The organism is Methylobacterium sp. Leaf108 (assembly GCF_001423265.1).
GTDB lineage: Bacteria > Pseudomonadota > Alphaproteobacteria > Rhizobiales > Beijerinckiaceae > Methylobacterium.
In genome coordinates, this window is sequence record NZ_LMND01000012.1 from 502,368 (window position 1) to 511,319 (window position 8,952).

Below are 8,952 nucleotides of genomic sequence, written 5' to 3' on the forward strand. Positions count from 1 at the left end.
AAGCGCCGCGACAGCGTCGGACGGTCATCCGGCGAGACCTACGTCGCTATGCTGGGCCGAATCGCGCCCGGCGCCGTTTGCCACCGCATCATGCCCGCGGACGCGGATTGCACCCTTCCGGACGGCGAGAGCCTGGCCGGATACGACGCGGTCTTCCTGTCCGGGTCGCCCTTGTCACTCAACGAGGAGACGCCGGAGGTCCGGCGCTCGCTCGCGTTCATGGGAGCCCTGTTCGCTTCCGGGACGCCGTCCTTCGGGTCCTGCGCCGGTCTGCAGATGGCAACCGTCGCCGCGGGCGGCACCGTCAGGCAGAACCGCAACGGTCCCGAGGCGGGCTTCGCGCGGCGGATCGTCCCCACCGAGGCCGGGCGGTCGCATCCGTTGCTGAGGGGTCGGCCCGCTGCCTACGATGCGCCCAGCATCCATACGGACGAGGTCGAGACCCTGCCGCACGGCGCGACCCTCCTGGCACTGAACCGGTCCACAATGGTCCAGGCCGCGGAGATCCGGCACGACGGGGGTATGTTCTGGGGCGTGCAGTACCATCCCGAGATCGGGCTCGACGAGGTCACCGGGGCCTTGCGCCGACAGGCCGACGACTTGGTGGAGAGCGGCCTGGCACGGACCCGGCGAGAGGTCGAGGACCAGGCCGATCTGGTCGAGGCCCTCCACCGCGAGCCCGACCGGCGCGACCTGGCGTGGCGGCTCGGGCTGGACGATCAGGTCACGGACGACGCCAAGCGGCGGACCGAGATCGCGAACTTCGTCGAGGCGCTGGCCATCCCCACGCGGAACGGCAGGCGGTGACGCCGATGGGCCGAACCAATGCCCGACCGTCGCATGGCGCGACCCACGAAAGCATCATCGACAGCGACCGCAGGACGGATAGGGAGTAAGGCCGGCGGGCCGTGGAGGTCGCCCGGTCTTTTCCAGGGGACGCGGGCAGCGCTTCAGCCACGCTCGCTCATGTTGTCGGCCATGCGGTCGCAACAGCAGCCACCCTCCTTCTTCATGGACCCATGGTTCATGGCCATGTTCCGGGTGGACGCACCCGCCGGCATCCTGAATCGGCGTCGAGCGACATCCCGCAAAGCCGCAAGGAGACCATGTTCCACCTGATTTTCGGATTGCCCTGCCTGTACGTCATCATCAGGGTGCTCTGGCCCCTGCCGTGGCCGTTCGCGCTGAAGGCGGTCGTCGCCGTCCTCCTGTTGATCGCGTCCCAATATCACCTGTGGAGCCGCCTTTCGTCTGGCTCGGTGTTCGCACCCGAGTTCCCACGCGCGCTGATCGTGCTGTTCAACTGGGCCTTCGGCGCCATCGTCCTCGTGGCGGCGATGCAGGTGGCGCTCGACGTCGTGGCGTTGGCCACCAGGCTCCTGCCCGGCGGCGGATGGGCGATCCCGACCGGGTTGCGCTACGCCGAGGCGGCGCTGGCCATGCTCATGTCGGCGGTGGCGGTACACCAGGCCGTGCGAGTGCCGCCCCTCAAAGACATCACCGTCGAGATCGACGACCTTCCGGCCAGCTTCGATGGCTACACCCTTCTCCAATTGACCGACCTGCATCTCAGTAGGTTGTTCCCGGCGGGGTGGGCGCGGGAGGTCGTGACACGATCCAACGAACTCGGCGTCGACCTCATCGTGGTCACCGGCGACCTGATCGACGGGTCCCTCGACGCCCGTCGCGCCGACGTCGAACCGCTGCGCGATCTGCGCGCCCCCGATGGGGTCTGGGCGATCCCCGGCAACCACGAGTATTTCTTCGCGTACGCGGCGTGGATGCGCCACTATGCCGACCTGGGTCTGAGCGTGCTCGAGAACCGGCATACGGTCCTGAGGCGCGGGACCGATGCCATGGTGCTGGCGGGCGTGACCGACCTGTCCGCCTCGCATTCCGGCCAGCCGGCGCACGACCTCGACGCAGCCCTGGCCGGTGCGCCGTCGGGCGCGCCCATCGTCCTCCTCGACCATCAGCCACGGGACGCGAGACAGGCAGCCGCGAAGGGTGTGGCCCTGCAGCTTTCGGGGCATACGCACGGTGGGATGATCTTGGGCCTCGACCGGCTGGTCGCGCGCGCCAACGGCGGCTTCGTGTCGGGCGCCTACGCGGTCGGCGGCATGACGCTCTACGTCAACAACGGCACGGCGTTGTGGCCAGGCTTCGCCCTCAGGCTGGGGCGCCCGTCCGAACTGACGCGCATGACGCTCCGGTCCAGGCCCCGACGTTAACCGACCAGTACGACGGCCTTGCGCTCGTAGGACGGGCGGTCGATCTGACCGACGATGAAGTGCGCCACGTCGGCCCGGGAGATCAGGCCGTTGCGCCACGACGACGGATCGGAAAGGACCTTGTAGCGACCGGTCGCAGATCCGGGCGTCAGGACGCCGGGCCTGACGAACGTCCAGTCCAAGGCGCTTCTGCGGATGCGCATCTCCTGCGCGTCCTTGTCGTCGTAGGCCCGTCCGAAAACCAGGCGGAAGGGCACGCGCTGCAGGAAGCCGATCGCCTCGCGGCTGTCGCCGGTGCCGAAGCCCGTGACGGTGATGACCCGTCGCACGCCTGCCGTCTCCATCGCCGGCACCAGCACGTTGGTGGCGTCCGAGAACAGGGTCACGGGACCGAGCAGGTCCTTGACCGGCACCCCGAGCGCCTGGACGACGACGTCGACCCCGACGAGGGCCGACGCCACATCCCCGGCATTCAAGGCGTCCCCGGAGAATCGTTCCAAGCCCGCCCCCGCAAGGGCTATTCCTGCGGCGGACCGTGCGAAGGCTCGGACGCGATGCCCAGCCGCCAGGGCCGCCTTCACGGTCTCAAGGCCGATGCCCTTGCTGGCACCAATGACGAGGACGTGGGCCATGTGCTTCCTGCGAGATGCGAAATGCGACTAGACCCGACGTGGGGAGGTCGCGCCATGCGGTCACTTGACCAAGCGCCGACATCCGCGATGCCTGCATTCACGCTGCAAGCAACGAGGTTTGCCGGTTCGAACAGTCGATCAGGCGACGACCGGCGCTTCCGAACAGGTCTTCGCGCACTTGGGACGGCTCGACGCTCGCGTGTCGCCGGGCGGTGGAGAGGTTAAGGATCGTCCGTTGAGGCCATAGGAGACCGCGACACTCCGCCGACACCCAGCCTGCCAGCCCCTTCCGGATCTCCGTCAGAGTTCAAAGCCCGACAGCGTAGCGGCCGCCTGGATGAGGGCGAGGTGTGTCAGGCACTGCGGAAGGTTGCCGAGGAAGGCACCCGTCTCGGGATCAGCCATCTCGGAATAGGTGCCCGAGTTGCGGTCGAGGGCCTCGATCACCGCCTCGAACTTGACCGCGGCCTCGTCCTTCCGGCCAAGCAAGGCCATCGCCTCGACGAGCCAGAAGGTACAGGCGAGGAAGCAGCCCTCCTCGGCGTCGACCCCGGTATAGCGGTAGTGATAGGGGCCAGCACCGAGTTCGCGGTCGATCGCCTCGCAGGTCGCCCGAAGTCGATCCGGGTTGCCGAACCGGAAGCGGACGGCCAGGGCCAGCGACGCATCGAGCTTGTCGCTGCCCGGGTACATCACGTAGGCCCGCTTCTCCTCCGACCAGCAATGCTCGTCGATCCATGCGGCGACGCGGTCGCGGGCGCGGGCCCAGCGATCCTTGCACGTCCCGGGCAGATGGCCGTCCTCGGCCATCTCGACGGCGCGGGCCAGCGCCTGCCAGCAGCTGATCTTCGATCCGGTGTAGTGCTGCTGCTCGGGAAGCTCCCAGATCCCGGCATCCTTGAGCTTCCACGTCTCGGCGCATTCGTCGGCGAGGCGAGCCAGCAGGGCACCCGACCGAAGGTCGAGCATGCCGCCGCCGACCACGAACCGTTCCGCAGTCTCGAAGATGTCGCCGTAGATGCCATGCTGGTGCTGCCCGGTGGCGGCGTTGCCTCTCCGGACGGGTCGCGAGTTGCGGTAACCCGGAAGGTCGAGCTCCTCCTCCTCGGACACGGTCTCGCCGTTCAGGGTGTAGAGGACCTGCGCGCCATGTTCCTCGAGGCGGCCGACGAGCCACGTCAGAGCGGCGCTGGCCTCCGCGTGGGCGCCGAGCCGGAGGAACGCCTTGATGACGTAGCCGGCATCGCGGATCCAGGCGTAGCGATAGTCGTAGTTCTTCTTTCCGCCGATGCCCTCCGGCAATGAGGTCGTGGCCGCGGCAGCAATGGCGCCGGTGGGGGAGAACAGCAGGAGCTTCAAGGCCAGCCCGCTCCGCTCGACCTGCTCGCGGTACCTCCCCTCGTATCCCAGTCGCTCGGTCCAATTCCGCCAGGCGTCGCAGGAGACCTCGATGCGGCGGTCGATGTCCGCCACCGGTACGACGACCAACGGCTCGTGCTCGCCGGCGACGATCGCGACGAGCTCGCTCTCGCCGGCGGAGACATCGACATGCGCCATGATCGCATGGTCGTCCTCGGCATCGATGAGGACACCTTCGCTGTGCCTGAACAGCCCCATCAGGCTGGCGACATGGAAGGCGCGGCCGCTCGCGTTCGTGGAGAGGAATGGACCGGCGGTATCCCCGCGCGTGCCGAAGACGAGTTCGACACGCAAGCGGACGTGCCCTTCCAGCCCCTCGATCCGCCGGGCCAGCTCCGCCCAGGGCAGCCGGCCGGCCGGGCCGCTGTTCAGGCTCTCGGTCAGCCTCGCCTTGCCCGTCGCCGTGGTGAAGACGGTCTCATGGACGTTGCTACCGTCACGGTACCCGATCTCGGACGTGAAGGGGTCGACCGGCGTCACCGAGAAGTAACCGCCTTCGTGCGGTGACAGCAGGCGGTCGAACAGCGGCGGGGAGTCGAGGTTCGGGCAGCACCACCAGTCGATGGAGCCGTCCGCGCCGGAAAGGGCGACGGAACGGCCCTCACCGAGGGCGGCGTAGGCTTCGAGGGGCAGATATCCATCTTCGCGTTCGACAGACCCGCCGGTGCGGGGAAAAGGCTTCAACACGCGCGGCAGCTCCAGGCAGGCGATAACGATGACGGTGCGGTCGGCTAGACGGGCAGCTGCGGCAGGACGCGGGCACCGAAGGCCTCGATGAAGGCGTCCTGGTTTCGTCCGACCTGGTGGATGATGATCTCCTCGAAGCCGATCTCGGCGAGCTCGGCCAGCCAGGCCGCCTGTCGCCCGAGGTCATCGGACACCCGCACGCAGCCATGGACATCCTCCGGCCGCACGAAGCGAGACGCGGTCTCGAAGTCCTCGGGCGAGCGCAGGTCCCAGTTCGCGTCGCCTTCCAGCATGTTGCTGGCCCACTGCCCATGAGCCTCGGCAAGCGCCCGATCCGGATCGGTGTCCCAGCCCACCTTGGTCTGGAGGAACACCGGCTTGTCGGCACCTCCACCCTCGCGAAAGGCTTCGACCACCGGACGAAGCTTGTCGGGTTCGATGCCGACCGTGACGAGACCGTCGGCCCATGCCGCCACCTTGCGAGCGGTGTCGGCGGTGACGGCACCACCGAGGAGCAGGGGCGCCTTACTGGGACGGGAATACAGCTTCGCGTCCACGACAGTGACGCGGCCCCGGTGCGTCACGGTCTCGCCCTCGAACAGGGCCCGGATCACGCAGGCGCATTCGGCCAACCGCGCGGTACGCTCGGCCTTCTCCGGCCAAGCGAGCCCGGTGATGTCCTCGTTCAGGCGCTGTCCGCTGCCGAGGGCCAACCAAAGGCGGTCCGGGAACATTTCTGAGAGGGTCGCGGCGGATTGGGCGAGGACGGCCGGGTGGTGACGGTACCCCGGCGCAGTGATGATGCCGAAGGGCAGACGCGTCGTCGCCAGTGCGGCCCCGAGCCAGGACCACGCATGACCCGCGTGCCCTTGGGCGTTGCTCCAAGGCTTGAAATGCTCCGACGACATCGCGCAGGCGAAACCCGCCCGCTCGGCCGACTGCACGTGGGCGAGGAGCGTGGACGGAGCGTATTGCTCATGGGATGCGTGGTAGCCGAAATGCGCCAAGTCGATCGTCCCGCACAAACGGAAACCGAACGGACGCAGGAACCCGACGTTCCGGAATGCGACTGCTTCAACTCGACACGTCCACCATGGGCGTGCCCGGACCGCCATCGCCCTCGGTGCCGCCGCGGCATGTCCCGGGCATCGATCCACGAAGACGTTCGTCACGCCGGCAGCTGCGTTCGATGGTATCCTGGCATGGTCGTATCGGCCGAAGCGCAAGCGTGAACGGGCGCTCTGCGTCATCCTGGGGGGCCCCGCTCCGGACGGTGACCCGGGCGACGATGGCCCACGCACCGGGTGGGGAACCGCCCTCGCCCTTCTCGGATTTCGAACCTGTCCGGGCATGCCGACATAGGCGCCTGCCGCGACCGTTTCAAAAAACCAGGTCGCCTTTTCAGGATTCATCGATGACAGACGCACAGAGCCATCGCGTTGCGATGCAGGACCCGCGCACCCAGTACCCGCAGCCACCCTTCAAGCGTCAGCCGCAGGAGGCGCCCGGTCTGGCGGAGGCGATGGATCCGAAGCCGGACCACGGTGAGACGAGTTATGTCGGGCATGGTCGCCTCGCCGGTCGCAAAGCCCTCGTGACCGGAGCCGACAGCGGTGTCGGTCGCGCCGCGGCCATCGCGTTCGCCAGGGAGGGCGCGGACGTCGCCCTCAGCTTCCTGGAGGCCGAGATGCCCGACGCGCATGAGGTTGCCAAGCTGATCGAGGCCGAGGGACGTAAGGCGGTCCTGCTGCCGGGCGACATCACCGACAGGGCGTTCTGCGAGACCCTGGTCCACAAGGCCATCGTCGGCCTGGGCGGCCTCGACATCCTCGTGAACAACGCCGGCAAGCAGACGAACCAGTCGGACATCGGCGACATCACGGACGAGCAGTTCGACCTGACGCTGAAGACCAACCTTTACGCCATGTTCTGGATCACCAAGGCGGCGATGCCCCTGCTGCCGCCCGGGGCCTCCATCATCAACACGGCGTCGGTCGTGGCCTACACCCCCCCGAAGATCCTCCTGGACTACGCGACCACGAAGGCCGGCATCGTCGCGTTCTCGAAGGCGCTGGCCAAGCAGGCGATCTCGAAGGGCATCCGCGTCAACGCCGTCGCCCCGGGGCCGTTTTGGACCGCGCTGCAGCCGTCCGGCGGCCAGCCGCAGGAGGCGGTGGAGAAGTTCGGATCGGAGGTGCCGCTGGGTCGGCCCGGCCAGCCCGTCGAACTCGCGCCGATCTACGTCTTCCTGGCGTCCCAGGAGGCGAGCTTCGTGACCGGCGAGGTCTACGGGGCCACGGGCGGAAATGGAACGGCATAGGCCGGAGTCTCGCGACGAGCGGGACAGGACAACTGTCCCTCGGCTGTGTCGTCGACCTGCTGGGCGTTGCAGTCGCTGACGACGCGGCCCTTCGAGCTGACCACGTTTCGTCCCGGCAGCGACCTGACCGCCGTCGGGACGACAAGGAACCTGAGCAGTTGCTGTCGGACGGCTCCCGGTCCGGCGACGATCCAGTCCCTCCCATCGGCAACCGGCCTCCCGGCCAGTGGGTCCTGGACGGCGAATTTCGAAGGGCCGGAATAGCGGTGCCGGGCGCCTGCCAATCCAGCTTGCCGCGCTCGCTCGCCTCGGTCGACCCGACGCTCGTGCCGGTGTTGGGTTCTCCGATCGGAACCTGCACCCAAGGGTGGGGTACGATACGGATAGCGATGCAGGTGATACGGTTTCCGCTTGGATCAAGCGGGAGCCGTATCACGGAGCCCGCGCGGCGCTTGAGCGAAGCCGATTTCCGCATCACGAAGTGATCAACCGGAAATGGCATGACACGTCAGGTCTGTCGCGAAGGAATGGCCAATACGCCGAGCACCTCGCGCCGGACGAGTGACTCAGTTTTTCATCGCCCGCGCCATCTAGCAGCGCATGCATCGTTCCCGTCCGACCAGAGGAATGAGGCCGGGTAACGCTCAGGGGTCTGTTCCGGATCCGCCCTCGACCCTCGCCGGGCACCATTCGGTCCTAGAGGCTGTTATGGACCTGTGACGGGTGGGTTCCAGATGAAGGGGGATGACCTSTTCGCGCTCTGCCTACCCGTCCGACGTTTCCGATGATGAATGGGCGCTGGTGGCCCCCTACCTGACGCTGCTGCGCGAGGATGCGGGGCAGCGCGAGCGTTCGCGCTCTGCCTACCCGTCCGACGTTTCCGATGATGAATGGGCGCTGGTGGCCCCCTACCTGACGCTGCTGCGCGAGGATGCGGGGCAGCGCGAGCACTCGCTTCGCGAGGTGTTCAACGGATTGCGCTACGTCGTGAAGACGGGCGCGCCGTGGCGGTGGATGCCCAACGACCTCCCACCSTGGGAGGCCGTCTACCAGCAGGCTCAGCGCTGGCTGGCGGCGGGCTGCTTCGAGCAACTGGCCGACGATCTACGAGGGCTCCTGCGCCTGGCTTCCGGCCGCAACCCGGAGCCGAGCGCGGCCATCCTCGACAGTCGGACCCTGCGCTCGACACCYGAGAGCGGTGAGCGGGCCGGCTATGATGGGGCCAAGCGCAAGAAGGGCTCCAAGGTCCATCTGGCYGTCGACACCCTCGGACATCTCCTGGCRCTGCACGTCACGCCCGCCGACGCGGACGATCGCRCTCAGGTCGGGCGTCTGGCGCAAGCCGTGCAGGCCRCCACCGGGGACAGCGTCGATCTGGCCTATGTCGACCAGGGCTATACCGGCGAGAARCCGGCCAAGGCCGCCCGCGCGCACGGCATCGAACTGGAGGTCGTCAAGTTGCCTGAGGCCAAGCGCGGCTTCGTGCTGCTACCGCGGCGATGGGTGGTCGAACGCTCCTTCGCCTGGGCAACGCGCTTCCGCCGCCTCGTCAAGGATTACGAGCGCTATCCCAGCACACTCGCAGACCTCCACATCGTCGCCTTCGTCTGCCTCATGCTCAAACAGGCCGCTCAACTGGCGGGAGGTTCATAACAGCCTCTAG

General features: G+C 67.8%; 7 protein-coding genes. 4 read left to right on the top strand and 3 right to left on the bottom strand.

Annotation, left to right across the window (positions count from 1 at the left end; genetic code table 11):
• Window positions 1-48: 48 nt before the first annotated feature.
• On the top strand, window positions 49-807 hold the full coding sequence (locus ASF39_RS10560) for a type 1 glutamine amidotransferase (protein WP_244472351.1): 759 nt from the start codon (window positions 49-51) through the stop codon (window positions 805-807).
• A 299-nt stretch (window positions 808-1,106) separates the two neighbouring features.
• A complete protein-coding gene (locus ASF39_RS10565) occupies window positions 1,107-2,231 on the top strand; it encodes a metallophosphoesterase (protein WP_055887115.1) in 1,125 nt (374 codons plus the stop codon).
• Here the strand turns inward: ASF39_RS10565 and ASF39_RS10570 are convergent.
• The 3 genes from ASF39_RS10570 to ASF39_RS10580 form a co-directional block, all read right to left on the bottom strand.
• Complete coding sequence (locus ASF39_RS10570; RefSeq protein WP_055887119.1) at window positions 2,228-2,863, bottom strand: NAD(P)H-binding protein; 636 nt, start codon at window positions 2,861-2,863, stop codon at window positions 2,228-2,230. The two genes, ASF39_RS10565 and ASF39_RS10570, sit on opposite strands and share 4 nt — an antisense overlap.
• A 300-nt stretch (window positions 2,864-3,163) precedes the next feature.
• On the bottom strand, window positions 3,164-4,969 hold the full coding sequence (locus ASF39_RS10575) for a glycoside hydrolase family 15 protein (RefSeq protein ID WP_056283460.1): 1,806 nt from the start codon (window positions 4,967-4,969) through the stop codon (window positions 3,164-3,166).
• Window positions 4,970-5,013: 44 nt separating this feature from the next.
• The gene (locus ASF39_RS10580; protein ID WP_056283463.1) at window positions 5,014-5,976 is read right to left on the bottom strand and encodes a TIGR03885 family FMN-dependent LLM class oxidoreductase; all 963 of its coding nucleotides are present in this window, start codon (window positions 5,974-5,976) and stop codon (window positions 5,014-5,016) included.
• Window positions 5,977-6,383: 407 nt separating this feature from the next.
• On the opposite strand from ASF39_RS10580, the gene ASF39_RS10585 reads away from it, so the two are divergent.
• Window positions 6,384-7,289 carry an SDR family oxidoreductase gene (locus ASF39_RS10585; protein ID WP_056283466.1) on the top strand — a complete coding sequence of 302 codons (906 nt, stop codon included), beginning with the start codon at window positions 6,384-6,386 and terminating at the stop codon, window positions 7,287-7,289.
• Window positions 7,290-8,033: 744 nt separating this feature from the next.
• Complete coding sequence (locus ASF39_RS10590) at window positions 8,034-8,942, top strand: IS5 family transposase (RefSeq protein ID WP_244472352.1); 909 nt, start codon at window positions 8,034-8,036, stop codon at window positions 8,940-8,942.
• The last annotated feature ends 10 nt before the right edge of the window (window positions 8,943-8,952 follow it).

Excerpts from the sequence above, each read along its gene's own strand:
- ASF39_RS10560 (WP_244472351.1), top strand. The coding sequence starts at position 49 with ATGCTGGGCCGAATCGCGCCCGGCGCCGTTTGCCACCGCATCATGCCC.
- ASF39_RS10565 (WP_055887115.1), top strand. The coding sequence starts at position 1,107 with ATGTTCCACCTGATTTTCGGATTGCCCTGCCTGTACGTCATCATCAGG.
- ASF39_RS10570 (WP_055887119.1), bottom strand. The coding sequence starts at position 2,863 with ATGGCCCACGTCCTCGTCATTGGTGCCAGCAAGGGCATCGGCCTTGAG.
- ASF39_RS10585 (WP_056283466.1), top strand. The coding sequence starts at position 6,384 with ATGACAGACGCACAGAGCCATCGCGTTGCGATGCAGGACCCGCGCACC.